The sequence below is a fragment of the Fictibacillus enclensis genome (assembly GCF_030123385.1).
GTDB classification, from domain to species: Bacteria; Bacillota; Bacilli; order Bacillales; family Fictibacillaceae; genus Fictibacillus_C; species Fictibacillus_C enclensis.
In genome coordinates this window covers 2,766,935-2,793,285 of sequence record NZ_CP126109.1, presented here as the reverse complement: position 1 = coordinate 2,793,285, position 26,351 = coordinate 2,766,935, and the positions used below count along the sequence as shown (strand labels likewise).

Here is a 26,351-nt window from a genome sequence, read left to right as displayed (position 1 = left end):
CTGGTGGGGAAAAAACGCGTCATTCTGATAACAGACGGGGATCTTTATGCACTGCGTGCGGTAGAGCATGTCGCCCGCGAAATTGGAGGACGCTGTATTTCCCACTCATGGGGAAATCCTTCAAGGTTAACCGGCCAACAGCTTGTATCCCTGATCTTAAAAACGCCATATGATCCCGTGCTCGTCATGTTTGATGACTGCGGATTCCGTGGGGAAGGACCGGGGGAACTGGCTATGCGCGCAGTATGCGGACATCCGGGAATTGAAGTTCTCGGGGCCATAGCGGTTGCTTCAAAAACACGTCATTCAGAATGGACAAAAGTCCACTTCTCCATTGACCGCTATGGAAACTTTACGGAATTTGGCATTGATAAGAGCGGGCTTCCTGATCTTGAAACAGGGAGGATCAACGGTGACACGGTTTACATTCTTGATGAATTAAACCTGCCGATCGTCATTGGGATCGGTGATATCGGGAAAATGGCTGGACATGATGCGGTGGAAAAGGGGGCACCCGTCACCAGCCTGGCGGTGGCGACCATCCTAGAAAGGAGCGGATTTAATGCAGGAATCAAAGGAAAGACAGAAGACACCAATCAGTAAAAAAATCCAGGAAAACGAACATGAGCTGAAATCGAGGCTCGGGATTGGTGTCAGTTTTGATGTAGGAGTCAGAAAGCTTCATGTCTTGAAAAAGGAAGTTCAGATCTACTATTGCACGGGGCTATGCGACAGTCTCTTTATCATTGAAATCATGCGGGAGCTCATGGACATGGATCATGGGCACCGTGCGCCTTCCAATGTCAAAGAAATTTTGCACGATCACCTTTCCCATCAGCAGGTGGAGTTGACGGATAACCTGGAGATTGCCATAGACAGAATGCTTTCCGGACTGATTTCTGTATTTTTGGAAGGCGAAGACCAGGCATTCATCGTTGATGTAAGAAGCTATCCTGGCCGTCAGCCGGAAGAACCGGACATTGAGAAAGTGGTCCGTGGCTCAAGGGACGGATATACCGAGAACATCATCATTAATACCGCTCTGACCCGCCGGCGTATCCGCGACGAGCGGCTGCGTCATGAAATAATGCAAGTCGGAAAGCGCTCCAAAACGGATATTTGTATATCGTATATTGAGGATATTGCTGATCCAGGGCTTGTCGATCTTGTTAAACAAGAACTTCAGAGTATTGATATCGATGGTATCCCCATGGCCGATAAAACCATTGAAGAATTTCTTGTGAAACAAGGCTGGGATCCTTTTCCGCTTGTCCGGTATACCGAACGGCCGGATGTTGCGGCCCAGCATTTAATGGAAGGCCATGTTCTCGTAATCACCGATACGAGCCCAAGTGTTATCATTACACCGACAACCTATTTTCACCATGTACAGCATGCAGAGGAATTCCGTCAGACGCCGATGGTCGGCGCTTTTATCCGCTGGGTCCGGTTTGCCGGCATCATTGCCTCGCTTCTCCTCCTGCCGCTCTGGTACCTTTATGCTACACAGGAAGGACTGCTGCCACCGAATATCGATTTTATCGGACCAAACAAAACGACGAATATCCCTTTGTTCCTGCAAATTGTCTTTGCGGAAATCGGGATTGAAATCCTGCGAGTAGCCGCGATACATACCCCCAGTCCGCTTTCGACGGCGATGGGCTTGATCGCAGCGGTGCTCATTGGCCAGATCGCCATCGATGTGGGACTGTTTGTTCCGGAAGTCATATTATATGTATCAGTCTCAGCGATCGGAGGGTTTTCTACCCCAAGCTATGAACTCAGTGTTGCCAACAAAATGCTCCGGCTCGTCCTTCTGGTGCTAACGGCCATCTTCCATGTGCCCGGGCTTGTCGTAGGCGCCACTCTGCTCCTTCTGTATCTTGCTTTTGTGAAAAATTTAAATACGCCCTATCTGTGGCCTTTTATCCCATTCAACGCCAAGGCGTTTGTGCAGATCATGATCCGGCTCGCTGTACCTCTATCGAAAGTCCGGCCGAGCATCGTTCATCCGCAAAACAGCAAAAAGCAGCCAACTTCTTAAGAAGTGTTGCCGAATATCCAATTTTGTGATAAATTTGTTCATAACAATTGGATATGCCTCATTTATAAATAATGGGGTAGAGGCGCAAAGCGGATGAGTAGGGTGATGGAGTGAATGGACATGATGAAATCATCTTAAAGGCCAATTTGCCGAAGTGTGGGAATGATCCATCCGTTCTCATGCTGGGCCGCTGCCGAACAGACAGCGGACTGTCACTGCAATGCTTGCAGTGGAGAACTATTCCGGCAAATGGGGGTACGGTAGTAGACAGCCAGTGTACCTTATACATGGGCTGTCTTTGTTTTTTTCGTCGGAAAAGAATCTCTGCAGGATAGAAAAGGGGAGATTATGATGTACTTACATGGCACAAGCTCGATTAATGAAGATAATCATTTGACGATTGGCGGGCTGGACACGGTTCAGCTGGCACAAAAATACGGAACACCGCTTTATATTTACGATGTGGAATTGATCAGGCAACGCGCAAGGTCGTTTAAAAAAGCGTTTGAGGAACAAGGCATAAAAGCCCAAGTGGCGTATGCGAGCAAAGCATTTTCCTGCCTCGCGCAGGTCCAGCTGGTGGCAGAGGAAGGCTTAAGCCTGGACGTTGTTTCCGGGGGAGAGCTTTATACAGCTCTTGCCGCTGGATTTCCTGCAGAACGCATCCATTTTCATGGCAACAATAAAAGCTATGATGAGCTTCAATATGCCTTGAAGTCCGGAATCGGATGCTTTGTTGTGGACAATTTTCATGAGCTGCGCATGCTTAATGAGCTCTGTGACAAAATGAATACACAAACATCCATTCTTCTTAGAATCACTCCTGGTATCGAGGCTCATACCCATGAATACATTCTAACGGGGCAGGAAGATTCAAAGTTTGGTTTCGACCTTCAGAATGGCCAGGCGGAAAAAGCAGTGATTGAAGCACTGGATTCAGAAGCGATTACCCTTCTTGGGGTTCATTTTCATATCGGTTCGCAAATTTTTGAAACAGCGGGTTTCATTCTGGCCATTCAGAAACTGTATGATTACCTTGCCAAATGGAACAATGATTTATCCTTTTTTCCCAAAGTGTTAAATCTTGGGGGTGGATTTGGGATTCGTTATACAGAGGCAGATGAACCGCTCGAGCCCAAAGAATATATTGATGCGATGATCGGTGAAGTGACACGACTATCTGCTTCAAATTCAGTTTCAGTACCTGAAATCTGGATTGAACCCGGCCGTTCGCTCGTTGGAGACGCAGGAACCACCATCTATTCGGTCGGCTCACAAAAGGATATTCCTTCGGTCAGGCATTATGTGGCAGTAGACGGAGGGATGAGCGACAATATCAGACCTGCACTATATCAGGCCCAATATGAAGCGGCACTTGCCAACCGGGCGCGAGAAAAAGGAACAAAAAAGGTGTCTGTTGCAGGGAAATGCTGCGAATCCGGGGATATGCTCATTTGGGATATTCTTCTGCCCGAAGCGCAAACCGGTGATTACCTTGCTGTATTCTGTACAGGGGCCTATGGCTATTCCATGTCCAACAACTACAATCGTATTCCAAGGCCTGCGGTTGTATTTGCGGAAAATGGAGAAGAACAGCTCGTCGTCAAAAGAGAAACCTATGAAGACCTACTAAGGCTGGACCTGCCATTAAAAAACGGCGTATTGGCCGGTAATTAATCAAGCCTCACTGGACGCTCGGCCAAAAAAAGCATAAAATAAGGAAGTATGCTGAATTCAGGAGGTAATATACATGAAAAAAGGTTCAATTGAATTTGAAAACGGAGAAAAAATATCAATCGAGCTGTTTCCGGAAGAAGCACCCGGAACGGTAGCAAACTTTGAAAAGCTTGCAAACGAAGGGTTTTATAATGGGGTAACTTTCCACCGTGTTATTCCCGGCTTTGTAGCACAAGGCGGAGATCCTACGGGAACAGGGGCAGGCGGCCCTGGGTATACCATTAAATGTGAAACCGAAGGAAACCCTCACAAGCATGTCGCTGGTTCATTATCCATGGCGCACGCAGGAAGAGACACAGGCGGAAGCCAGTTCTTCATTGTACATGAGCCGCAGCCTCATTTGAACGGTGTTCATACCGTTTTCGGACAAGTGACAGAAGGCATGGATACCGTGCTTCGCATCAAGCAAGGCGATGTCATGAAAGAAGTGAAAGTCTGGGAAGAATAATAGCAGAAAAAAGCCTCCATTTTAGGAGGCTTTTTTATTTGTTTCCATTTTCTTATTCCGCTGTTTTGTTTTTTCGTTTTTTTTGTGCTTCCCGCTCACGAATGATTTCGCTGCGGTCCCGGGTCCGGTGTTTATGGATAATCTGGTCATTATCCATATCGCTCACAGCTCCCCATAAGGAACCATGTTTCATTATGGATTGGCAGCAAACATCAAGAAGACCCTCATCTGTAACAGGAAGATTCATGTCGGTGTAGGGGCTACGGGTGGAGATATCACTGAGCCGTTTTTTTAACTGATCAAGCAACAGGGAATGATCAAGACCCAGTTCTGTAAGGTTATCTTTTTGGCCGTTAAGGCGTTTAATAGCACTTTCCATCATTCTGCGCGCCCCTTCATAGTTGCTCCTTCGTTGATGATAAAGGGAGACAGCAATCTGAATCAGGCCAACCCAGACGTCATTTTGCATGCCTTCTTTTTTCCAGTGTTCTTCGAGGACTTCATGGCACTCGAAATAATCCCTTGTTCCATGAAAGTATGCCAGAAAGTCAATATAAGCTTCAGGGTACATTGAAGGTCCTCCTTCGGACAGGTTCTTCTTTATTCTACTAAAAAAAGAGAAAGCAAAAAAGGAACTCCCTTTAAAATATGGTATAATTCCGATACAAGATACATTGTAGAAACAGAGGTTGCGAGAATGAAATACAGCGTGAAGATAGATGCATTTGAAGGTCCTCTGGATCTGCTGCTGCATCTTATTGGTACGTATGAAATTGACATTTATGATATCCCGGTCGCGGTCATAACCGAACAATATATGAATTATATACATACCATGCAGGAATTAAAACTGGATGTAGCCAGCGAATATTTGGTAATGGCTGCTACACTGCTTGCCATCAAAAGCAAAATGCTTCTTCCCAAACAGGAAGTTCTCGATTCCGATGATCAGCTTGATCTGGATGAGGATGATGACCCGCGGGAGGATTTGGTACGAAGACTGGTGGAATACAGGAAATTTAAACAGGCCGCGCATGATTTGAAAGAAAAGGAAACGGCCAGAAGCATGATTTTCACCAGAGAGCCAATGGATCTCACTTCCTATGAAAATGAGGAGGATGACCTGAATCCTGTAGCCAATGTAACGATTTATGATATGCTGGCGGCCATGCAGAAAATCTTTGTGAAAAAAATGGAGAAGGTTCCAAGAAAGACGACCATTGAGCGTCAGGAAATTCCGATTGAAACGCGGATGCAGCAAATCATTCAGGACATAAGAACCTCGGGCAGAAAGAAATTTTCAGAGCTGTTTACCACTTCGAGCAGGGAGCACCTTGTTGTTACGTTTCTCGCTGTCCTGGAGCTTATGAAAACGAAAGAAGTAGAATGCGAGCAAGAAGATAACTTTAGCGAAATCTTTATTTATGCACCAAAGGAGAATGAAGTTTGAAGCAATCAGCAGAACAGAAAGCAGTCATTGAAGGACTGATCTTTGTATCCGGAGAGGAGGGCATTGACAAAAAGCAGATGGCAGATGTTCTGCAGGTTAGCTTGACAGAAGTTGAAGCACTGCTAGAAGAACTGCTCAATGACTATCGGTCCGGCTCAAGAGGAATGGAAATTATCGAAATCGCCGGCTCCTATCAATTTGTGACAAAGCGTGAGCATGCATCTTATTACGAGCGGCTGGTCGCAGCTCCGTCACACACCAGTTTATCCCAGGCCGCCCTTGAATCACTGGCCATCATCGCCTATAAACAGCCCATCACCCGGGCAGAGATTGAAGAAGTAAGAGGGGTAAAAACTGAAAAACCGCTGCAGACTCTCTCATCGAAGGGATTGATCGCCGAGATGGGCAGGGCTGAGGGAACAGGGCGTGCCATTTTGTACGGAACGACCAAGAGTTTTCTTGAACATTTCGGCTTGAAGTCCATCGAAGAACTTCCCCCACTTCCTGAGCAGGTCAATGACCCGTCCATTGAAGAGGAAGCAGACTTGTTTTTTTCAAAGTTTCAGGAAACCATGGATGAATGAAAAGGAGCTGAGGATTTGTTGGAAATTCGATCATTTGCCGGATATGAGCTGCAAAAAGCAAAGTCTAATTCCCCTGAGGACCTTTTTAACCGTTCGGAAGTCAAGTATACCCATCAGGGGAAGGACCGTTCCTTTGAGTTGCTGTATGTGAGATTTCTAGAAGAACAATTGCCGGATCTCACAGAGCAGCTCACGATGGAAAATGGAGAGCAGCTCGCTGTGAAGGACATTGCTGCTCTTGCCTGCCTGATGCAGGCGGATGGCTATCTTGAACGCCGGAAAGTATATATCAATAATCAGGATCAATTCTCTATTCTGTTTCAGAATCTTGACTGGAACAAAGTGAAAAAGATCTGGCTCCAGTTGGAACAGCATACATCAAATCCTAAAGAATGCCTCCTTTAAACAGGGGGCTTTTTTCTATTTACAAGCGTAAAAGGAAAGGAAAAAGGGAAAACTCATATAACTACTTATTCGGAGGTTCGTTCATGCCTAAAATTCTATCCGTCCAAACAACAAACCTGCCCCACAAACTGGAACAGGAACAAACACTTGAATTTGCAAGAGGCTTATTTCGCAGCTCGTTTAAGGACATTGAACGGCTTTTGAAAGTCTTTCATAATGGAGAAATCAAAACGCGCTATTTCGCCAAGCCGATCGAATGGTTTGCCGAACCCCACTCTCTGCAGGAGAAAAATGACTCATATATCGAGAGTGCGACCCGGTTTGGCGGCCGGGCCATTCGAAAGTGCTTGCAGGAATCTCCGTTTTTAAACCGTCCGATTGATTATCATGAAATTGATGCCATCTTCTTTATTTCCAGTTCAGGCTTAGCCACACCGAGCATCGAGGCCAGGATTATGAATAAATTGCCGTTTTCCCCGCATACCAAGAGAATCCCGATCTGGGGTCTTGGCTGTGCAGGCGGGGCTTCCGGGTTTTCAAGAGCTTATGAGTATTGCAAAGCGTTTCCGGACGCCAACGTGCTTGTGCTGAGTGTGGAACTTTGCAGTCTGACGTTTCAGCATGATGATCAAAGCAAAAGCAACCTGGTGGGCACGTCACTATTTTCGGATGGAGTAGGCTGCGCCTTGCTTTGCGGGGATGAATCTGAGGCGAGGAGCGCCTCATCTCTTGACGCTGTGCCGGAAGTGAGAGATACCATGTCAACCCTCATGCCAAACTCTGAAGAGGTGATGGGATGGGATGTAAAAGACAACGGATTGTATGTCGTGTTTTCCCGTGACATTCCTAACATCATTCGTGGCTGGCTGAAGCCCAACGTGGATCAATTTCTTGAACGCAATGCCCTTACCGGCCGTGATATTCGTCATTTTATTGCTCACCCCGGCGGAAAGAAAGTGCTGGATGCCTATGTGGATGCATTGGACATGCCTCTTGAGAAAACGGATGTCTCCAAGGCTGTCCTTCAGGAATTTGGGAACATGTCATCCGCTACGGTCTTTTATGTGATGGAACGTTTTATGGCAAGAATGCCTGAAAGAGGGGATACCGGCCTAATGGCTGCGCTGGGACCGGGATTTTCATCTGAATTGCTTTATATACAATGGAGATAAAAAAGGGGGCGGATCCATGCTGTTCTGGATTTTTTTTGCAGTGCTGGTGATTCAACGGCTTGCAGAACTGTTGATTGCCAGAAAAAATGAAAAATACCTGCTTTCCAAAGGAGCCTTTGAAGCAGGACGGGAACACTACAAATGGATGGTCGGCATACATACGTGTTTTTTTATTTCGTTTTTAGTGGAAGTACTCTTGTATAATAAACAACCGGCATTTTGGTGGTGGATCCCTTTTTCTCTATTTCTTCTTGCCCAATGCGCCCGTGTTTGGTGCATCTCCTCTTTAGGCCATTTCTGGAATACGAAGATCATTATATTGCCCGGTGCTCATGTGGTGGCCAAAGGACCATACAAATATATAAGACATCCAAACTATGTCATCGTTACCCTTGAAATTATTACGATTCCTTTAGTGTTTCAAGCCTATTTCACAATGGTGCTCTTTCTCATTTTAAATGCGGTTATTCTGTCTGTCCGAATACCGGAAGAAGAAAAGGCATTGCAGAAGGCAACCAATTATAACGCCCATTTTGAGGGGAAGCATCGGTTCCTGCCAGGCGATGATCGCTGACTGGAAAGAATTTACCAATCATAACCGTCCGTTTTTTGCATAAACTTGTACAAAACAACTAAGGACGGGATACCATGCGCTATTCAACGAAAAAATGGACAATGCTTATTATAGTGGCTGCACTTCTGATGACCTGCATGCCTCCTCAAGTAAAAGCTGCAGGGCCTGGTGTATCAGCTAGGGCCGCTATTTTAATGGAACAGGAATCAGGAAGGATTCTTTATGCCCGCAATGAACACCGTCCCATGCGCATCGCAAGCATTACCAAGATCATGACAGCGATCCTTGCCATTGAATCGGGCAAGCTATCTGACCGTGTCACCATCAGTGATAGGGCGACACGGACGGAAGGATCTTCTCTCTATTTAAAACCGGGGGAGCATATTTCCCTGAATGATCTCGTATATGGATTGATGCTCCGTTCAGGCAATGATTCAGCTGTGGCCATCGCCGAATATGTGGGCGGCAGTCTGGATGGGTTCGTTTATATGATGAATCAAAAAACCCGTGAAATCGGAATGAAGAACACCCTGTTCAGAAATCCGCATGGTCTTGATGACCACGATGACCACTATTCCTCCGCCTATGATATGGCGCTGCTTACCAGGTATGCGATGGAAAATGAAAAGTTCAGGGAGATTTCCTCCTCTGTTATGTACCGGTCGCCACAAGAAGGCGAGAAATGGGAACGGGTCTGGAGGAATAAAAATAAAATGCTGAAGCTGTACCCCTATTCCACTGGCGGAAAAACGGGCTATACGAAGCTTGCTAAACGCACCCTTGTATCCACCGCCAAAAAGGACGACATGGGGCTGATCGCCGTTACGTTGAATGATCCCAATGACTGGGAAGATCACGCTGCCATGTTTAACTGGGGGTACCGGACGTTCAAGCTGACCAGCCTCGTTAAAAAAGGGGTTGTAGACGGGATTAAGCTTAAAGCGTATGAAAATAAAATTGAAGCGGCAAGGGACCTCAATTACCCCTTGATGAAGGGGGAGAAAAGGGAGATCCAAAAATCGGTGAATCTGTATCAGCCACCAAAAGGAGGAAAATGGAAAAAAGGAGCGGTGCCTAAACCAATTGGCAAAATGAAGGTGATGCTTGGAGACCAAATCATTGGTAATCTTCCTTTGTTTTATGAAGGGAAAGGCCTGGTGAAGGAAGACAGGAGTATCTGGAATGTGTTTAAACAGATGGTTGCCTCATTGTTCGCCATAAACGGAGGTACCCGCCATGGTTAATTACATTTGGGTGGGGATGATGGTGACCGGGTTTATTGTCGCGATTTTCAGCGGCAATGTGGATAAGGTGAATGCAGCCGTATTTAAAAGCGCACAGGAAGCCGTCACCATCAGTCTGGGCATGATCAGTATCCTTGTTTTCTGGCTTGGATTGATGAAAATTGCGGAAAAGGGCGGGCTGCTGGAGTTTTTGGCTCTTTTGTTCCGCCCGCTCGTTAAACGGCTTTTTCCAGATGTGCCAGAAGGCCATCCGGCGCTTGGCTACATATTATCCAATATGGTCGCAAACCTCTTTGGCCTCGGGAATGCTGCTACTCCGATGGGCATCAAGGCTATGGAACAGCTGAAGTTATTAAACGGGGGGAAAAACGAAGCGAGCCGCTCCATGATTACCCTGCTGGCGATTAACACTTCGAGCATTACGCTCATTCCTACGACTATTATTGCCATCCGGATGAACTACGGCTCGCAAAACCCTACGGACATAGTAGGGACAACACTGATGGCTACGGCTGTCTCCACCGTGTTCGCACTTTCTATTGACCGCTTTTTCTATTACAGGTCCGTCCGGAAGGGGAAAAAATAGAGTATGAGTTTCATAAATTCATTTTCCATCTGGTTTATTCCTTTTTTGATCGGATTCATTCTGCTATACGGCACCTGCAAAAAGGTGCCAACCTATGAAGCCTTCGTGGAAGGTGGAAAAGAAGGTTTTTCTCTTGCTGTCTCTATGATTCCATATTTGGTCGGCATGCTCGTATCGATATCCGTTTTCCGGGCTTCAGGAGCGCTTGATCTCCTTCTCGATTTTGGAAAGCCGCTGTTTGATTGGATGCATGTACCTGGGGAAGTTGTTCCGCTCGGGCTGATGAGAACCATTTCCGGAAGCGGGGCGCTTGGCATGACTTCTGATTTGATCGCTTCCCATGGCCCTGACTCCTTTATTGGCCGGCTTGCTTCAACGATTCAAGGGAGCACCGATACAACCTTTTACGTGTTGACCGTCTATTTTGGGGCGGTGGGCATCCGGAAAATGGGCTATGCTCTGAAGGTTGGTTTGCTGGCTGATCTTGTCGGTTTTATCGCTTCAATTGTGGTTGTCAGTCTCGTATTTTCATAGAACACACTGGATTGAACCAAACATCCGGTGTGTTTTTGTTTATAAACCGGCTTTTCTGTTGCGACCTTGTGAAATGGAAGGCGAGAGAGTATGATGTTAAATGAGGTGAAATCATGGAACGTTTACAAAAGGTAATTGCCCAAAGCGGCATTACATCAAGAAGAAAAGCAGAAGAGTTAATCACGGAAGGAAAAGTTAAAGTCAACGGAACCGTTGTCCGGGAGCTTGGGACAAAAGTTACAGGAAAAGACCGGATTGAAGTTAATGGCGTGCAAATCGAAAGGGAACAATCGGTTTACTTTTTAATGTACAAGCCATCTGGAGTGATTACAGCAGTTTCGGATGATAAAGGAAGAAAGGTGGTTTCCGATTATTTTCAAGATATCGTGGAGGAACGAATCTTTCCTGTCGGACGGCTGGATTATGATACATCCGGTGTCCTGATTATGACCAATGACGGTACATTTGCCAATGAGTTGATGCACCCGAAATATAAAGTGGATAAAACCTATATTGCAAAGATAAAAGGAATTCCGGAACGGGAAGTTCTGAAAAAGCTTGAAAGAGGGATCATGCTGGATGACGGAAAAACGGCTCCGGCAAGGGTTAAATTCCTTTCGGGAGACAAGAAAAAGCAGACGGCTATTATTGAGCTCACTATCCATGAGGGAAGAAACCGTCAAGTACGGCGAATGTTTGAAGCCATTGGGCATCCGGTCCTGAAGCTGAAAAGGGAACGGTATGCTTTTTTAGACGTGAAAGGCCTAAATCCAGGGGAATTCAGAGAGCTGACGCCTCATGAAGTGAAGCAACTGCGAAACCAAGCTGTCACACAACCGTCAAAAAAGAGGGGCCAAAACTAAAATACAAGGCGTTATAGTTAAGATGGAAACCTAGAAGCAGAAGATGGGAGCGTCGCACGTGAAGAAAAAGCAAAGACTGGTGTTTCGTTCGATTCTCCTTGTCATCGTTGCCGTTGCGGTAGGCTACACCCTATATAATAATGTATTTAACGATAAAAGCGGCAGTGTTCAAAAAGGAGATCAAGCACCCGATTTTGAGTTGACGGATCTACAGGGAAACAAGGTACAGCTTTCAGATTACAAAGGAAAGGGTGTATTCCTGAATTTTTGGGGAACTTGGTGCAAGCCTTGTCAGAGGGAAATGCCGTATATGCAAAAGGAATACAGAAATTATAAGAAGCAGGGAGTAGAGATTCTCGCCGTTAATGTGGGGGAATCCCGCGTTTCTGTTAAGAATTTTGCTGACCGCTTTCATTTGTCTTTTCCTATTCCACTTGATGGATCCAGGGAAGTCACCAAAGCGTATGGCATTGGGCCAATCCCAACCACGTTCCTGGTGGACAAAAACGGAAAAGTCATCGAAATAACAAGTGAGTCGTTATCGAATGAGACCATTAAATCGTATATGGAAAAAATCAAGCCGTAACGGGGTGTGCAAAATTGAAAACAATCAAATGTGAATGCGGCCATAGCAATCCGTTCGGAACCGAAATCTGTGAATCGTGCGGAAAGCCGTTAACCAATGAAAATTCGCGCGAATTGATCAACATGAGGTATGAGGGAAGCGCCGTGCGTTCTCAAACCTACAATAAAACGATCGTTGATAAAATTTGGAATTTCTTTTCATCCGTTAAAGTGGGAATTTGGATCATTATTGTGATTTTAATTGCTGCAGCGATTGGGACCATCTTTCCGCAAGAAATGTACATACCACCTAATGTGGACCCGACAACTTATTACAAAGAGGAATACGGAACACCGGGCCAGATTTTCTATTTGCTTGGTTTTCATAATCTTTATGGTTCCTGGTGGTTTCTTTTGCTGCTTGCAGCGCTTGGCATCTCGCTCATTATTGTGAGCATTGACCGTGGGTTTCCTCTCTACAGAGCCCTTAAATTCCAGCGGGTGACCAGGCATGAGAGCTTTATGAAAAGACAGAGGCTTTTTGCCGTGTCCGACAGCGGAATTTCCATGGACCGTGTGAAACGTGTGCTGGCCAAGAAACATTATAAAATCAAGGAAGACAACGGCAATATCCTTGCTGAGAAAAATCGTTTTTCACGATGGGGGCCCTATGTTAACCATGCCGGTCTGATCATCTTTCTGATTGGGGCGATGCTTCGTTTCTTCCCGGGTATGTATACCGATCAGACACTGTGGATTCGGGAAGGTGAGACAGTGGCTGTACCCGGAACAAAAACGGAAGATGGACAATACTATCTGAAGAACCACAAATTTATAATGGAACTTTATGATAAGAAGGATAAAGAGTATTTAGCTGCCCTGGACAAAACAGGGAATCCGGTGCCTAAAAACTATCAAAGCAATGTCACCCTTTACCATGCGGGTCCTTCTGATGTTGTCGGGGCAAAACCAGAGCTTAAGAAAGAAAGAGACGCTAAAATTAAAGTCAATGAACCGTTATCCTTTAATGATTATTCTCTCTATCAAGTAGATTTTAAGTTAAATGAGTTTCATAGGATGAATCTGAAGCTGGAAAATAAAAAAACAGGAAAAAGCTATGGCGAGATTAAAGTAAACCTGTTTAATCCAAAATCTACCTACGTTCTTGGAAACGGCTACAAAGTGGAGATGGTTGAGTATTTTCCGAACTTCAAACTCGACGAAAATGACCAGCCAACGACGGAAAACAGTGTTCCCGATAATCCTGCCTTTGTTTTCAAGATGTTTACCCCGGAGACGCCGAAAGGGGAAACGGCGTTTATTGGCATACGGAAAAATGTGGAGGCTGGCGACAACAAATACAAAATGTCGTTTTCAGGAATTGAAACTAAGAATGTTTCAGCTTTGACCGTCAAAAAGGATAAGACCCTTCCAATCATCATCATCGGGGGCATTATTTTCATGCTCGGTGTGGTCCAGGGTCTGTACTGGAACCACCGGAGAATTTGGATTCAACAGAGAAACGGCCAATTATGGATTGCTGCCCATACCAACAAAAACTGGTTTGGCTTGAAAAGAGAGATGCAGAACATTTCAGAAGATTCCGGGCTGGTCATGCCGATTGACCAAAGTGACGAAAAAAGTGCTTAAGCCCTGTACAGGAGGTTATTATGGCTGAACTCAGCAGTACTTTGCTTTATATCGCCTTTATTATTTATCTCATTGCAACGCTTGTCTTTGCCATGTCTCTTTCCGATAAAAAAGGAAAAGAGAATAAAGCGGCTTATACGAGAAGATGGGGAAGAGTGGGCTACGCTCTTTCTATCCTCGGTTTTATCTCGCAGCTCGGATATTTTGTGACCCGATGGATAGCCAGCGGACATGCACCGGTCAGCAACCTTTTTGAATTCACAACCTTTTTTGGGATGATGATGGTGTTTGCTTTTATCCTGCTGTATGGGATTTACAAAACCAACGCGCTAGGTGTTTTTGCCATGCCGATCGCGCTTCTTGTTATTGCGTATGCCAGCATGTTTCCAAAGGATATCGCCCCGCTGATTCCTGCACTTCAAAGTGACTGGCTGAAAATCCATGTTACAACAGCTGCGCTGGGAGAAGGAATTCTATCCATTTCCTTTGTCGCTGGATTGATTTTTCTAATCCGGGTCGTTGACCAGACTCGCTCTACCAAAAAGACGAAAATGCTCGAAATCATCATGTATTTTCTCTTATGTGTATTCGGCTTTATTCTTGTCAACGCCATTTCTGCAGCAGCAGGTTATGAAACATCGTTCAACTTCACCGACAAGAAGGATCAGATGGTGGAATTAACCTACAATGTGCCTGCGCTTGTCGGACCGCCGAACGGTACTCAGGCAGATGACCACTTTGGACCGCTCGTTGCCTCACCTTCGTGGATGAACGGAGAGCAGGCTCCAAGGAAATTCAATACCTTTATCTGGTCGCTGCTTACAGGCGGTGTGCTGTACGGCATTGTCCGGCTCATTTTAAGAAAACGAATTTCAGCCGCGATCCAGCCGAAGCTCATGAACCTGAAACCGGATCTGTTGGATGAAATCAGCTACCGGTCGGTGGCCATCGGCTTTCCCGTATTTACGCTCGGGGCGCTGATCTTTGCCATGATATGGGCACAGGAGGCCTGGACCAGGTTCTGGGGATGGGATCCAAAAGAAGTTTGGGCCTTGATCACCTTCCTGTTTTACGCCGCCTATCTTCATTTCCGCCTTTCACGAGGCTGGCATGGCGAAAAATCAGCCTGGCTGTGCGTCATTGGATTTGTCATCATCATGTTCAATCTGATTGCTGTTAATCTTGTAATATCCGGCCTTCATTCCTATGCGTAACACGAAAAAAGCGGCCCTTCATCTCAATTTTTCCTTTTGAGATGAAGGGTTTTGTTATATACAAGCTGTTCATGTATGATAGAGGTGCAGATTCAATGAAATGGAGGAACACCAGTGGAAAAAGAAGCGAAGATTTTAATCGTGGATGATGAAGAACGAATCCGCAAGCTTTTAAAAATGTACCTGGAACGCGAAAATTATGAAGTGGATGAAGCGGAAAACGGAGAAGAAGCTTTGGATTTTGCTTTGACACTGAACTATGATTTGATATTGCTTGATCTCATGATGCCGGGTATGGACGGTATGGAAGTCTGTGAAAAATTAAGACAGCGAAAAGCGACACCAGTTATTATGCTGACAGCAAAAGGGGAAGAAGTTAACCGGATCCAGGGCTTCGAGTCCGGAGCGGATGATTATATCGTAAAACCGTTCAGCCCCCGTGAAGTGATTCTGCGGGTTAAAGCGCTGCTTCGGCGGTCCTCTTCCACAAAATTCTTACAAACGGAGTCGGTAGCCAAAAATATTATTGTGTTTCCGCATCTGACCATTGACCATGACGCTCACCGTGTGATTGCCGGGGGCAAGGAGGTCAACCTGACACCAAAAGAATACGAGCTCCTTTATTATCTGGCCAAAACACCGGATAAAGTGTATGCTCGGGAACAGCTCTTAAAAGATGTTTGGAACTATGAGTTCTTTGGGGATTTGAGAACAGTGGATACGCATGTTAAACGGCTCCGTGAAAAATTAAATAAAGTGTCTCCGGAAGCTGCATCCATGATTGCGACGGTGTGGGGAGTCGGCTACAAATTTGAGGTTGCAGAACAAGCATGATCTGGCGTAGTGTCGTCGGAAAACTGTGGGTCACCATTTTACTTCTGGTTTCGGTTGTTTTGTTCATACTGACGGTGATGCTGACGCAGTTTGTTGGCCGTTATTACGATAATCAAGCGGAAGAACAGCTCACCAAGCTCACGCATAAAATGGTGGAACTTCTTGAGGACTATAACAGCAAGGAAGAGGCGCTGCGCATTTCATCGGAGCTCGTGGATGCCTATTCCTTGAACGCCATGATCATCATGAATAAAAATGAGCATTACTCACCGACATCACGAAAGCAGGAAGAAGCGGACCTTCCGGTGAGTGTCTTTTTTAAAAATAAATCCCTCGCCTCTGTTTACCAAAACGGTAAAAAAGTGGTGAAGAAGGGCGATTTTCCAGTCATGTCAAAAGGGAAGGAAATACATAACAGGCTTCTGATCGTCGGTCTTCCCTTTAAGATGGAAAACGGAAAAACCGGTGCCGTTTATGTGTATCAGTCACTGGAAAACATAGCCGAAAGCACCAATTATACCAAAAGACTGATCTTTTTATCGGCTGGCATCGCCATCATCCTGACAACAATCTTTGCTTTCTTTCTATCCAGCCGTGTGACTGCGCCGCTGCGCAAGATGAGGGAAGCGGCCTCTCATATGGCTCGTGGTGAATTCGATATGAAGGTGCCGATGCTGACCCATGACGAAATCGGTGAACTTGCCATGGCGTTTAACAGGATGGGGAGGCAGCTGAAAAATTTCATTACTGCGTTGAATCAGGAAAAGGAACAGCTGTCTGGAATTCTCAGCTCGATGGCCGATGGCGTTATTACGTTTGACCGCAGGATGAGCATCCTTGTTTCGAACCCTCCTGCACAGCGTTTTTTGCAGGCTTGGTATTATGAACAGGGAATGGACAAGGACAAAAAAGAAGCCCTGCCATCGGAGCTTACCGAGTTGTTTCAAAATGTTGTCACTTCCGAAAAAGAACAGTACATCGAAATTGATATTCAGGGGCGAAGCTGGGTGGTCGTTATGACTCCGCTTTACAACCAATCCTTTGTAAGGGGAGCGGTGGCTGTACTTCGTGATATGACAGAAGAGCGGCAGATGGAGAAACTGAACAAAGATTTCATTGCCAATGTCTCGCATGAACTCAGAACACCGATTTCGATGCTTCAGGGATACAGTGAGGCCATCGTGGACGATGTGGCTGGTTCCAGGGAGGAGGAAAAAGAAATTGTGAAGATCATTCATGATGAATCGCTCAGAATGGGGCGGCTGGTCAATGAGCTACTCGATTTGGCAAGGCTTGAAGCCGGACAGATGAAGCTGCGTCCGGCGACGGTTTCGGTTAACGAGTTCTTTGAGCGGGTCGTCCGGAAATTTTATGGCATTGCCAGAGAGCGTGACATTGAGCTGACCCTTAACCTGAAGGCAGATGGCACTGCCCGGTTTGACCCTGACCGAATTGAACAGGTGCTGACCAATTTGATCGATAACGCCCTTCGCCATACCGCCTCGAACGGCAAGGTCGCCATTTTGGTGGAACGGTTCAAACAGGGGCTGAAGATTGAAGTGACAGACAATGGATCAGGGATTGCAGAAGAAGACCTTCCGTTTGTGTTTGAGCGGTTTTATAAAGCCGATAAAGCACGAACACGCGGAAAAAAAGGCGGTACCGGCCTTGGACTGGCCATTGCAAAAAATATTGTGGTGACCCACAATGGGAGCATTTCGGTTCACAGCAAGCTCAACGAAGGTACCACTTTTTCCATCTTCTTGCCGCTATCTGTTGAAGAATAGGTAATTCGCCCGGTTTTTCTTGTTCCATAAGAAACAAACCCAAAAACAAACGGTTCCCGCCGTTTGTTTTTTTATTATCTCGTACGGTAAAGGTTCTTAAAAAACGTCTTCCGCATAACATGAAAGGGTGATTCTTGTTTCAGGAGGAAAAGATGAAAGACTACGGAAGACGTTTTTTGGTAGTACTGGCGATCACCCTTTGTATTGGCATGCTATTTCTTGGAGGGAAGGGCGGAGAGGCGAAATCGAGGGGAAATTTCGAAAAACACTTGAAGCAACCCGTTTTTCATGGTACAAAAGTGGATAAGGATTTGCCCAAGAAATAGGTTGTACAATAAGAGGAGGAAACGGTTTGCCGACAGACTATCACAATCATTTGGAAAAAGGAACGCTCACACTGGACTACTTAAAGAAATTTGTGGATGAAGCACGCTCTAAAAACATTCCTAATTTCGGGATTTCTGAACATGCCTATCATTTCTATCAAACGAAGGATATTGTCAGCAAGCCCTGGATGGAAGAACGCAGATACTATGATATGGAAGACTATGTGAAATTGTTTCATGAAGCATGGAAAAACGATTTGGATGTGAAGATGTCGATCGAAATGGACTACACCCCCGGTAGCCATAAAGAGATGGAGCAGTTTATCTCAAACTATGATTTTGATTATGTCATTGGTTCTGTCCACTGGGTAGGCGATTTCGGAATCGACCTGGCGGAATACCGCAAAGAATGGGACCGCAGGGACCTGTATGAGGTGTACAGACAATATTACGATCAGGTGGTCACGCTCGCGGAGTCCAATCTTTTTGACATCATTGGCCATATAGATCTTGTTAAGATTTTCAAGTACATACCCAAGGATGAAGAATTTTTGCTTGAGCAGTACGACCGGGCCACTGAAGCACTGAAAAATTCAAAGACCTGTGTGGAGATTTCGACTGCCGGCTTAAGAAAACCCGTTCAAAGGCTGTACCCAGAACCCGTTCTTCTCAAGATGTGCAAAGATAAAGGAATACCGATCGTCTTTTCTTCTGACGCACACGAGCCCGCTCATGTAGGAGCTGATTATGATCAAGCGTTTCAACTGGCAAAGGAAACAGGATACACCTCGGTTATGACGTTTAACAAGGGACAAAGAAAAGAAATATCCTTTTAACTTAAAACACAGCAAAAAGCACGGAGTTTCGATCTCCGTGCTTTTTGCGTTACAGATTAATTTTGGTGGCTGACACAACGTCTGGCAGTTCCTTGATTTTCAGCAGAATGTCTTGAGCCAGCTCCTTGTCAAAGCTCAGCATCATGATGGCCTCTCCGCCTGCCATTTTTCGTCCCACCTGCATTGACGCAATGTTAATCTCAAGGTCGCCGATCAGCTTACCGACCCTTCCGATGACGCCCGGGCGATCGATATGTTCAATATAAACAAGATAGCCTTCGGGGACAAAATCGGTAGAATATCCGTTAATATTGACGACTCTCGGTCCATACCCGCTGATAAAGGTGGCCTGAAGGCTGAAGCTGTCATGTTCTCCGATTACTCGGGCTTCCATCCAATTTTCATAGCCCTGAGCATCCGTGCTGTAGGTTTCGCAAAAGGTAAATCCTTGTTCTTTAGCAATCAGTGCGGCATTAATATCGTTTACGATCCGGTCAACTCTTGGCTGTAAAAAACCTGACAGTAGCCCTCTCGTTACCAGTCCGGTGTCATAGTCGGTGATGGAACCAGCAAAGGTAATTTTAATTTCCTTAATTGGGGAGGAAAAAGATTGTGACAGCAATTGGCCAGACATCTTGGCAAGCTCATAGAATGGGTAAATTTTTTGAAATTCCTCATTGGAAACCGCAGGGAGATTCACGGCATTTTTGACCGGCTTTCCCTTGAAAAAGGAGGATATCTCATGAGCAACCTGTGATGCGACATTTAACTGGGCTTCGGTCGTAGATGCAGCAATATGGGGTGTGGCAATCACATTGTTCAGTTGAACGAGCCTGTTTTCCACCGCTGGCTCGGTTTCAAAAACATCAAGAGCACAGCCCGCCACATGTCCACGGGTCAAGAAAGTATAAAGAGCTTCTTCATCGAGAATCCCCCCTCTGGCACAGTTGATGAGGTAAACCCCCTGTTTTGTTTTTGATAGATTGTCAGCGTTGATCAATTTTTTGGTGTCGTTTGTGAGCGGTGTATGTACACTGATAATATCGCTTGTACTCAGCAGCTCATCAAGCGGTAAAGAAGTTACCTGAAGTGTTTTTGCTCTGTCATTGGTCAGAAAAGGATCATAAACCTGCACCTTTGCGCCGAATACTCTTGCCCGTTTGGCTAATTCCGTGCCAATCCTGCCCATACCGACAATGCCAAGCGATTTTCCGGACAGTTCGGTTCCTTTGAAACTCGAACGGTTCCATTTTTTTTCTTTAACCGATTGATTGGCCTGAGGAATTTTTCGAAGGAGGGCCATGATCATCGCAAACGTATGCTCCGCTGTGGAAATAGTATTGCCGTCGGGAGCATTGATGACCAGTATTCCTCTCTGTGTGGCTGCGTCGATATCGATATTGTCTACCCCCACACCAGCGCGGGCAATGATTTTCAAGTTTGAAAAACGCGACAACAGCTCTTTGGTTACCATGGTGGCACTCCGCACAACCAGAGCATCAATATGTTCTGGTTGGGAAATATCGTTAACGTGCCCGTAGATGACAGAAACACCAGGCTCGCTCTCCAGTTCTGCCATTCCTTGCTTTGCAATCGAATCGGTTGCCAGCACCGTATACATAAGATCACTCCGCTCCTGATATTTTTCAGAATATTTATATAACACTGATAATTTATCACAGGATTTTTTTGCTTACAAACAAAATCTGAGAAATTGTTCGTTTGAGGACATTGACAAGCCGGATTGGTATGATTTTTAATGAATATAAAAAGCCCTTCGGATGAAGGGCTTGGTCCGTCCTTAACTATTCAAATTTTAATGGGTCGCCTTCAAACGGCTCGTCTGCTACTTTGATTGAATCAGTAGGGCAGCCTTCGAACGCGTCTTGCATATCATCGACCAGTACATCTGGAATTTCAACGATACCCTGGTTTTCATCAAGAGTAACAAAAGCGATCCCTTCATCATCATAATCATAAATATCAGGGGCGGCAGCTCCACAAGCTCCACAGGCAATGCAAGTGTCTTTGTCTACAATTGTGTACTTTGGCATATTTATAACCTCCTAATCATGGTAAAACGATACAATATATTACGTATACATGCAAATTGTTATACTTCAATATATGTGTGCTATACATATTGTAAGTTATTCTCTACCATTATTTCAATAGAAAAAATGATCGTTTGTGCAAACACTCCTCGAATACTTCCGATTCCCCTGCAGTTTCTTCACAGAACAAGCAACCCATAGTTAAGCTTTTTCATGTAAACTATAAGCGTGGTGATAAAACAATGAATATGACAGAAGGACTTCTTCTATACTTGATTAAAAAATTTAACGGGGAACGCAGCCTTTCAGGTCTTCTCCACATGCTTAATGGAAAAAAGACGTCACAAACCCTCTCAGACGGCCACTTGTTCAATATTTCATCTTTTTTTGGAATATTGCCTGGTCTTCGCCGGAATGAGGCTGAACATACGGCTGCAGAGCTGCTGAAAAGAGGGTGGGTGTGTCTGGAGAATGATCGCTATACGATAACGGATAGAGGGGCACAGGTGACTGAAGATTTCTTTAATCTGCACCCTTACCTGTTTATGTTTGATGGCATGCGCTACAAACAGGCTGAGCAGCCTTTCTACCAGTTGCTAACACTTTACATACAATCACTTTCTCATGCGATCAGGCAGGATTTTTCTTTTTTGCCAGTTTCGCAGGATCCAGCTGTTCTTCATTCAGTAAAGGTGTGGTTCCCAAAAGGGGAAGATAGGCAGAAGGAAGCGGATCAGTTGTATAGGGAAATGTTAGCCCTTCTTAGTGAATGGGCCGATCTTGACGCGGAGAATTTTGTCCTGAGACTGAGCAGGCATAACCGGACAGGCTTAACGAACAAACAAGTTGCACAGATTCTTCAGATCCCGGAAGTGGAAGCACAGCTTCGTTTTCGTTCCATGCTTCACTTTCTTTTGAAAAGGGCCAAGGAGGCACATGAGGAGTACAGGGTGCTTAACAAATTGATGGCTGGTCTGGATCTGGACAAGCCGTTAACTCTTTCGGCACAAAAAACTTGGAATCTTTTGAACGAAGGAAAGAGCATGGAGCAAATCATTAATATTCGCAGGATGAAAAAAAGCACCATTGAAGATCATCTTGTTGAAATTGCCATCCATTATGACCGTTTTTCAATCGATCACTATGTTTCTTTGGAAGAACAGCAAAGGATTTTAAATGCTTATACTGTCCTTCAGACAAAAAAGCTGAAAGTGATTAAAGATAGACTGGAAGATATATCGTATTTTAAAATCAGGCTTGTCTTAGGAAAGGCGGGAGATATTCTTGGAACTTCAAACCCTGTTATATGAACGTTTTGGCTATCGTGAATTTCGTGCCGGCCAGCTTGAAGTCATTGAGGATATTCTGTGCAAACGAGATGTATTGGCAATGATGCCGACAGGAACAGGGAAATCTCTGTGCTACCAACTACCCGGATATGTTTTTTCAGGAGCGGTGCTCATAGTATCTCCATTATTATCGCTGATGGAAGACCAGGTGGAACAACTGAAGCGGTCGGGAGAGAAAAGAGCGGTAGCCCTGAACAGCTTTATGGATTTTCAAGAAAAAAGAAGGGTTTTGCGGAACCTTTACTATTACAAGTTTATTTATGTATCCCCAGAGATCCTGCAAAATGAATATATGATCAGAGAGTTAAAAAAACTATCGATCTCTCTTTTTGTAGTAGACGAAGCCCATTGCATTTCCCAGTGGGGACACGAATTCCGCACCAGCTATCTTAAACTTTCTTCCATACGGTCACAACTGGGCCAACCCCCATGTCTGGCATTGACGGCAACAGCAACACCCGAAGTCAGGAGGGACATTTGTGACAAGCTTGGAATTCCTTCATGCATAGAGCATGTGTACAGTGTAGACCGTCCAAATATTGCACTCGCCACCGAACAGCACCCGGTTCATATGGACAAGCTGAACCGGGCACTGGAGCTCGCTTCTACCCTGGAAGGACCCGGACTTTTATATGCTTCAACCCGGTCATGGGCAGAACAACTCGCAGAAATGCTTCGTGCGCATGGCAAGAGCAGGGTGGCTGCCTATCATGGAGGCCTTGAAAATGAAGACCGGCTGTTGATTCAAAAACAGTTTCTAAATGATGAGCTGGATTTGATTTGCTGCACGAACGCCTTTGGAATGGGCATCAATAAACCGAATATCCGTTATGTCATTCATTTTCATATGCCAGCCAATATTGAATCGTATGTACAGGAAATCGGACGGGCCGGAAGGGATGGTAAGCCCAGCCTTGCTGTGCTTTTGTACAGCTGCGGGGATACTGAACTTCCGGAAATGTTCATTGATCATGAGTATCCAAACGAAACCCAAGTCCTTCATTGCGCTTCGTTGCCTGCCGGTGATCCTCTTCAATTTTTAGAGATGCTCGAACGCATGGAAATGGGGGAGAGCGCGAGAAGATTTATGTTTTACCAATTTGAGGAGGAAGGTTATTTTTCCAGAACCAGACAGCTCTTGCCAGAAACGGCAAGAGATCGCATTTTATCAAAAATTCAACACAGAAAAGCGCACAAGCGCAAAAAACTGAATGAAATGGTAGAATGGACGAAAGGTGATTTCTGCAAACGGAAAAAAATCGGGGATATCTTTAGTGAAACCAGCCAAAGCATGGAAAGAAATTGCTGCAGTTTTTGCCAATTGGACCTCGGTCTTTTTCATAGAAAAGAAGAAAAGGAACGTTCTTTTGAAGAGCATATGAGCTGGCAAAAGGAGCTTCGATATATTTTTAATCAGGAAAGCGATGGTGTTCATGAAGAAGTGGGATCAATCTGCGCTGATCCGGCAAATGAGCGACAAGGAGCTGCGACTTAATATATATGTGTCCCAGGGAGTTTTTCTGGCTGCGGGAACATTGATTATGCTGTTTACCGGGTTTCATCTGGAGAGGTTCAGGTGGGGAGTGTTTCCTGTACTTGTACTCGGTCTGGGGACAGCCCTTCTGGTGGTGCTGGTCAATCTGCTGCTTCATTTGATTTTACCCGAAAGAATGCTCGATGATGGCGGCATCAATGAACGGATTTTCAGAAAGGTCCCGATTTGGCACATTGCCTTTTTGACGGCTGTGATCTCGTTTTCCGAAGAGTGGCTGTTCCGCGGTGCCATTCAGCCTCTATTGGGTTTCAGCCTAACGAGTTTACTATTTGCTGTACTCCATGTACGATATATAAAAAAGCCAGTTCTATTCATAGCAGCGGTTCTATTAAGTTTTCTGCTCGGATACTTATATGAAAAAACCAACAATTTAGTTATACCCATGACTGCACATTTTTTTATTGATTTCCTGCTTGGCCTTCTTATCTCTAAAGGCTGGCTGATTTCCCGTAACAATCGGGCTGAAAACGGAGGTGGTTTTTTTGAAGAACGTGAGTGAGGAGACTGGACTGATTCAGGATCGTCCACTGCCTTCGAGAAAAGAATTTCATCAAAGAAAAGCGAAAAGGATCAACGGGACACAAGCCGGAGAAAAGACACCCCCTGCGCCTTCACCTCCGGAAAAGAAAAAACGGCTGCCGCTGACCCGGAGCCTCCTTCTGGCATTTATGCTGCTTGTTGTTTTTATTCTTACTTATAATATCTGGTTTCCGAAAGTCATGAATCCGATTAACGGAAAAGATGATGTTCAAAAAGTGCAGATCGAATCTCATAATTAAGCTGACGGCATAGCTGCCGTCAGCTTTTTTTCATGAACAAAAACAGGAAGCCCATTCGGAATGATTTAATTGGCAGTAGCATAATTTGAAGCAGGAGGGGGCTTATATGAATGCATTGAACAATTGGAAGGTCGAGCCTTATATTTCGGACATTTGCAAAGTGGTTCTCCAAACGTTAATCGAAAAAAAGGAACGAAAAGACCAGCTTGACAAGCAGATGAAATGGTGGGCCTTTTACAGTTCACTCATGGGGTGCTTAAGTTTGATTTATTTGTATGGATTTAAGTGGAATGAGGCAGAAAGTGTGCGGGCGGCAGTGGCATCCCTGGCAGGTGACCAGATGGTTTGGTTTATTTTTGTTTACTTTTTGCTGGCAGGGGTTCAGTGGAAACGGATGAAAAAGAAATGTTCAAAAGCAGATGAAGAGTTTGAAAGCATACGGAAAGAGATCGTAGAGCGTGGCGACGATTTATGGCCAAGACCTGACATGTGGAATAACAGGCACCAGGTCATGGAGTTTATAAAATCAGAATACGACATTAATCTGTATCACAAATGAAAGGTTAGACGGCACATGGGCAGCCAAAGAAGAAATAATCAGCAATTGCATGTTTTTCCGAATTGATTACGACAAAATGGTCATCCAGCGTTTCAATCCTCCCGAAAGCAATGGTTTGATGGGCCAGAGGGCAATAAACTTCAACGGGAAGACCCAGTTTTTCGTTATATTCAAGATCTTTATTTAACACGAGAGATTTTGTCTTGATTTTTAATAAAGTCATGCTGTTCCTCTCCAATCTATTTGAAATTTATCGGTTGTAATTTTAATGATAAGACAATTTTACAGGATTTACAATAAAAGATTTTTAAATATTCTCATAATTTTAATAAAGATTGCCCTGCTCATGTAAATATTGAGACGGGAAAATTTACATGTTGGGGAGGAAAAATAGGGTATGTTTGTGAAAAGTCATATGGTTCCATTGAGGAAAACACATTTTATCCAAAAGAATGCATCGGTCCAGGAGGCATTGGATTTGATGGAAAAACATGACCTGGATGGCATACCGGTTGTTGAGGAAAAACGCTATCAGGGAATCATCACACGCCACTTCATCTATGAGTCCTGCTTCATAAGCTCTTTGTCAAAAGAGCAATTCTTGCTGAAAACAAAAGCCGGGGAAATTTCAAGGTACAAAAACCAGGCTGTGTCTGAGGATGAAATGTTTGAACAAACGCTTCTTATGGTCAACGACATGCCAATCGTTGCGGTGGCGGATAAACATAATGTGCTCCTTGGCATTATCACAAGGTATGATGTGCTTGAACAGTTTCAAAGCGCGTTTGGCATGAAAATGCCTGGAGTGCGAATCGCCTTTGCGTCTTTGGAAGCGGAAGGCAGGATTGCGAGACTGTCTGAAATTACAAAACAATTTCATGAAAACATTATTTCGTTAACCACTTTTGATGAGACGGATAAATTGGTCAGAAGGATGGTGATGAAGGTAGAAAAAACCCCTAACCTTAAAAAATTTACGGAAAAGCTCAGCCAGTCCGGATTCAGGATTTTAAGCATACATGAAGATTGAGACGGCCCTTAATTTAGGGCTGTCCTTTTTAGCAATTTTCAGTTAAAATGTGTTTTACCAAACAGCATCTTAGGGGAATGAAAAATAAAATCTCCCAATAAAAAAGAGTATTTAGTAAAAATTGGTTTTTCTTGGATTCCTGAAATTTTACACCAGTAAATCTGTCCGCTATA

General features: G+C 44.9%; 30 protein-coding genes and 1 riboswitch. Of the genes, 26 read left to right on the top strand and 4 right to left on the bottom strand.

Annotation, left to right across the window (positions count from 1 at the left end; translation table 11 throughout):
- Positions 1–3: 3 nt before the first annotated feature.
- The 4 genes from spoVAEA to QNH15_RS14635 all read left to right on the top strand — a co-directional run bounded on the left by spoVAEA (position 4) and on the right by QNH15_RS14635 (position 4,229).
- Complete coding sequence (gene spoVAEA, locus QNH15_RS14650) at positions 4–603, top strand: stage V sporulation protein SpoVABEA (protein ID WP_074440493.1); 600 nt, start codon at positions 4–6, stop codon at positions 601–603.
- Positions 563–2,044, top strand: coding sequence for a spore germination protein (locus QNH15_RS14645; RefSeq protein ID WP_283889112.1), 1,482 nt, complete (start codon positions 563–565; stop codon positions 2,042–2,044). The genes spoVAEA and QNH15_RS14645 overlap by 41 nt, the downstream gene beginning before the upstream one ends.
- Positions 2,045–2,113: 69 nt before the next feature.
- Positions 2,114–2,292, top strand: a riboswitch (Lysine riboswitch).
- A gap of 103 nt (positions 2,293–2,395) precedes the next feature.
- On the top strand, positions 2,396–3,721 hold the full coding sequence (gene lysA, locus QNH15_RS14640) for a diaminopimelate decarboxylase (protein WP_283895578.1): 1,326 nt from the start codon (positions 2,396–2,398) through the stop codon (positions 3,719–3,721).
- Between the two features lie 73 nt (positions 3,722–3,794).
- The gene (locus QNH15_RS14635) at positions 3,795–4,229 is read left to right on the top strand and encodes a peptidylprolyl isomerase (RefSeq protein ID WP_283889111.1); all 435 of its coding nucleotides are present in this window, start codon (positions 3,795–3,797) and stop codon (positions 4,227–4,229) included.
- A 52-nt stretch (positions 4,230–4,281) separates the two neighbouring features.
- Here QNH15_RS14635 and QNH15_RS14630 read toward each other — a convergent pair whose 3' ends face one another.
- Positions 4,282–4,800, bottom strand: a complete 519-nt coding sequence (locus QNH15_RS14630; protein WP_283889110.1) for a DUF309 domain-containing protein — start codon at positions 4,798–4,800, stop codon at positions 4,282–4,284.
- A gap of 126 nt (positions 4,801–4,926) precedes the next feature.
- On the opposite strand from QNH15_RS14630, the gene QNH15_RS14625 reads away from it, so the two are divergent.
- From QNH15_RS14625 to QNH15_RS14550, 16 genes are all read left to right on the top strand, one after another.
- On the top strand, positions 4,927–5,679 hold the full coding sequence (locus tag QNH15_RS14625; RefSeq protein WP_283889109.1) for a segregation/condensation protein A: 753 nt from the start codon (positions 4,927–4,929) through the stop codon (positions 5,677–5,679).
- Positions 5,676–6,263: an SMC-Scp complex subunit ScpB gene (gene scpB / locus QNH15_RS14620; protein ID WP_283889108.1), complete on the top strand. Its 588-nt coding sequence runs from the start codon at positions 5,676–5,678 to the stop codon at positions 6,261–6,263. The genes QNH15_RS14625 and scpB overlap by 4 nt, the downstream gene beginning before the upstream one ends.
- Positions 6,264–6,278: 15 nt before the next feature.
- Positions 6,279–6,668, top strand: coding sequence for a hypothetical protein (locus QNH15_RS14615; protein WP_283889107.1), 390 nt, complete (start codon positions 6,279–6,281; stop codon positions 6,666–6,668).
- 83 nt (positions 6,669–6,751) lie between these two features.
- Positions 6,752–7,840, top strand: a complete 1,089-nt coding sequence (locus QNH15_RS14610) for a type III polyketide synthase (RefSeq protein ID WP_283889106.1) — start codon at positions 6,752–6,754, stop codon at positions 7,838–7,840.
- Positions 7,841–7,856: 16 nt separating this feature from the next.
- A complete protein-coding gene (locus tag QNH15_RS14605) occupies positions 7,857–8,414 on the top strand; it encodes an isoprenylcysteine carboxyl methyltransferase family protein (protein ID WP_283889105.1) in 558 nt (185 codons plus the stop codon).
- A 74-nt stretch (positions 8,415–8,488) separates the two neighbouring features.
- A complete protein-coding gene (locus QNH15_RS14600) occupies positions 8,489–9,658 on the top strand; it encodes a D-alanyl-D-alanine carboxypeptidase family protein (protein WP_283889104.1) in 1,170 nt (389 codons plus the stop codon).
- Positions 9,651–10,244, top strand: coding sequence for a nucleoside recognition domain-containing protein (locus QNH15_RS14595; RefSeq protein ID WP_061970773.1), 594 nt, complete (start codon positions 9,651–9,653; stop codon positions 10,242–10,244). The genes QNH15_RS14600 and QNH15_RS14595 overlap by 8 nt, the downstream gene beginning before the upstream one ends.
- A 3-nt stretch (positions 10,245–10,247) precedes the next feature.
- Positions 10,248–10,778 (top strand): spore maturation protein, encoded by a 531-nt coding sequence (locus QNH15_RS14590; protein ID WP_283889103.1) that lies wholly within the window; start codon positions 10,248–10,250, stop codon positions 10,776–10,778.
- A gap of 113 nt (positions 10,779–10,891) precedes the next feature.
- Complete coding sequence (locus QNH15_RS14585) at positions 10,892–11,641, top strand: pseudouridine synthase (RefSeq protein ID WP_283889102.1); 750 nt, start codon at positions 10,892–10,894, stop codon at positions 11,639–11,641.
- Positions 11,642–11,699: 58 nt separating this feature from the next.
- Positions 11,700–12,227 carry a thiol-disulfide oxidoreductase ResA gene (gene resA / locus QNH15_RS14580; protein ID WP_061970767.1) on the top strand — a complete coding sequence of 176 codons (528 nt, stop codon included), beginning with the start codon at positions 11,700–11,702 and terminating at the stop codon, positions 12,225–12,227.
- Positions 12,228–12,241: 14 nt separating this feature from the next.
- Complete coding sequence (gene resB, locus QNH15_RS14575; protein WP_283889101.1) at positions 12,242–13,855, top strand: cytochrome c biogenesis protein ResB; 1,614 nt, start codon at positions 12,242–12,244, stop codon at positions 13,853–13,855.
- 20 nt (positions 13,856–13,875) lie between these two features.
- Entirely contained in the window at positions 13,876–15,069 is a 1,194-nt protein-coding gene (ccsB, locus tag QNH15_RS14570; protein ID WP_283889100.1) for a c-type cytochrome biogenesis protein CcsB, read from the top strand.
- A 114-nt stretch (positions 15,070–15,183) separates the two neighbouring features.
- Positions 15,184–15,903, top strand: a complete 720-nt coding sequence (locus QNH15_RS14565) for a response regulator transcription factor (RefSeq protein ID WP_061970761.1) — start codon at positions 15,184–15,186, stop codon at positions 15,901–15,903.
- Entirely contained in the window at positions 15,900–17,690 is a 1,791-nt protein-coding gene (locus tag QNH15_RS14560) for an ATP-binding protein (protein WP_283889099.1), read from the top strand. Before QNH15_RS14565 ends, QNH15_RS14560 begins: the two co-directional genes overlap by 4 nt.
- 152 nt (positions 17,691–17,842) lie before the next feature.
- Positions 17,843–18,016 (top strand): hypothetical protein, encoded by a 174-nt coding sequence (locus QNH15_RS14555; protein WP_156412563.1) that lies wholly within the window; start codon positions 17,843–17,845, stop codon positions 18,014–18,016.
- Between the two features lie 26 nt (positions 18,017–18,042).
- Positions 18,043–18,852: a histidinol-phosphatase gene (locus QNH15_RS14550; protein WP_283889098.1), complete on the top strand. Its 810-nt coding sequence runs from the start codon at positions 18,043–18,045 to the stop codon at positions 18,850–18,852.
- Positions 18,853–18,901: 49 nt separating this feature from the next.
- Here the strand turns inward: QNH15_RS14550 and serA are convergent, their stop codons facing one another.
- Together serA and QNH15_RS14540 are read right to left on the bottom strand one after the other, a co-directional pair.
- Positions 18,902–20,473: a phosphoglycerate dehydrogenase gene (gene serA / locus QNH15_RS14545; protein ID WP_283889097.1), complete on the bottom strand. Its 1,572-nt coding sequence runs from the start codon at positions 20,471–20,473 to the stop codon at positions 18,902–18,904.
- A 184-nt stretch (positions 20,474–20,657) separates the two neighbouring features.
- Complete coding sequence (locus QNH15_RS14540; protein WP_061970751.1) at positions 20,658–20,906, bottom strand: ferredoxin; 249 nt, start codon at positions 20,904–20,906, stop codon at positions 20,658–20,660.
- Positions 20,907–21,148: 242 nt separating this feature from the next.
- Between QNH15_RS14540 and QNH15_RS14535 the strand changes: the two genes are divergently transcribed.
- The 5 genes from QNH15_RS14535 (at position 21,149) to QNH15_RS14515 (ending at position 25,148) form a co-directional block, all read left to right on the top strand.
- Positions 21,149–22,216: a YpbB family protein gene (locus QNH15_RS14535; RefSeq protein ID WP_283889096.1), complete on the top strand. Its 1,068-nt coding sequence runs from the start codon at positions 21,149–21,151 to the stop codon at positions 22,214–22,216.
- Complete coding sequence (locus QNH15_RS14530) at positions 22,191–23,750, top strand: RecQ family ATP-dependent DNA helicase (RefSeq protein WP_283889095.1); 1,560 nt, start codon at positions 22,191–22,193, stop codon at positions 23,748–23,750. Before QNH15_RS14535 ends, QNH15_RS14530 begins: the two co-directional genes overlap by 26 nt.
- Complete coding sequence (locus tag QNH15_RS14525) at positions 23,689–24,309, top strand: CPBP family intramembrane glutamic endopeptidase (RefSeq protein WP_283889094.1); 621 nt, start codon at positions 23,689–23,691, stop codon at positions 24,307–24,309. The genes QNH15_RS14530 and QNH15_RS14525 overlap by 62 nt, the downstream gene beginning before the upstream one ends.
- On the top strand, positions 24,293–24,589 hold the full coding sequence (locus QNH15_RS14520; protein WP_283889093.1) for a hypothetical protein: 297 nt from the start codon (positions 24,293–24,295) through the stop codon (positions 24,587–24,589). The genes QNH15_RS14525 and QNH15_RS14520 overlap by 17 nt, the downstream gene beginning before the upstream one ends.
- A gap of 106 nt (positions 24,590–24,695) precedes the next feature.
- Positions 24,696–25,148 (top strand): DUF2663 family protein, encoded by a 453-nt coding sequence (locus QNH15_RS14515; RefSeq protein WP_283889092.1) that lies wholly within the window; start codon positions 24,696–24,698, stop codon positions 25,146–25,148.
- Between the two features lie 4 nt (positions 25,149–25,152).
- Here QNH15_RS14515 and QNH15_RS14510 read toward each other — a convergent pair whose 3' ends face one another.
- Entirely contained in the window at positions 25,153–25,371 is a 219-nt protein-coding gene (locus QNH15_RS14510; protein WP_061970731.1) for a hypothetical protein, read from the bottom strand.
- A gap of 174 nt (positions 25,372–25,545) precedes the next feature.
- On the opposite strand from QNH15_RS14510, the gene QNH15_RS14505 reads away from it, so the two are divergent.
- Positions 25,546–26,178: a CBS domain-containing protein gene (locus QNH15_RS14505; protein WP_283889091.1), complete on the top strand. Its 633-nt coding sequence runs from the start codon at positions 25,546–25,548 to the stop codon at positions 26,176–26,178.
- Positions 26,179–26,351: the final 173 nt, after the last annotated feature.